This is a genomic window from Aeromicrobium sp. PFPM2_SD2 (genome assembly GCF_057364525.1).
In genome coordinates this window covers 1-823 of record NZ_JBNFNZ010000692.1, presented here as the reverse complement: position 1 = coordinate 823, position 823 = coordinate 1, and the positions used below count along the sequence as shown (strand labels likewise).

The window sequence follows — 823 nt, the reverse complement described above, 5'->3', positions numbered from 1 at the left end:
GACGGTCAGCACGTCCACGCCCTCGCCGGCGAGCAGCGCGGCCACGAGGTCGACGAGCTGGCCCTTGCCGGCCGCGCCGACGTCGAGCACCGTGCCGGCGGGCACCTCGAGCACCGGGGCGGCCCATGACGCGTCGACCCACGACGGCGCGGGCACCGGGTCGCCGGACGGCTCGAGCGAGTACGCCGGGTCGTACCCCAGCCGCTCCAGGCTGGCGCCGACCAGCGGGTTCATCGCCCCGTCGGTCAGCGGGTGCAGGACGTCGTAGACGCCCAGCAGGTCGGTGGCCTCGTCGGGCAGCGTCACGCGTCCGGCGCGGGCGAGCTCGGCGACGAGACCGTCGGTGCGGAACCGCGACCAGGCCCGGTCGTAGGCCTCGACGCGCTCGCGCACGCGCTCACGCGGGGCGTCGCCGAGCGGCGTGGCGGTCTCGACCTGCCACGCCGTGCCCAGCGCCTCGAACCCCCAGGTGTGCACGGATCAGGCCTGGGCCTGCTCGACGATGTCCTCGATGGCGGCGTTGAAGCCGCCGCTGGTCAGCGACGAGCCGGCGACCTTGGAGACGTCCAGGTCGGTGATGCGCTTGCCGACCACGACGTCGCTGATGCCGCCGGCGAACTTCTTCTGGAACATCTCGGAGTTGCCGCCCTCGGCCTGCGGGTCGACCTCCACGGCGGTGATGGTGCCCGCCTCGTCGAGGGTGACCTCGACCTCGACGCTCTGCGTGCCGGCCGGCGTCTGGTAGCTGCCCTCCGCGTCGTAGTCCCCGGCCTTGAAGGCGGTGGCCGCGCCGCCCGGCCGGCTCGGTCGCGTCGCCGGCCGG

At 74.7% G+C, this 823-nt stretch carries 2 protein-coding genes; both read right to left on the bottom strand.

Annotated features, from left to right (window positions below; translation table 11 throughout):
- Positions 1–477 (bottom strand): FAD:protein FMN transferase (locus AC2W7G_RS17515; protein WP_485869559.1); only part of this gene is annotated, 477 nt, incomplete at its 3' end.
- A 3-nt stretch (positions 478–480) separates the two neighbouring features.
- Positions 481–823: FMN-binding protein (locus AC2W7G_RS17510; RefSeq protein ID WP_485869558.1), on the bottom strand; the 343-nt coding region annotated here is incomplete at its 5' end.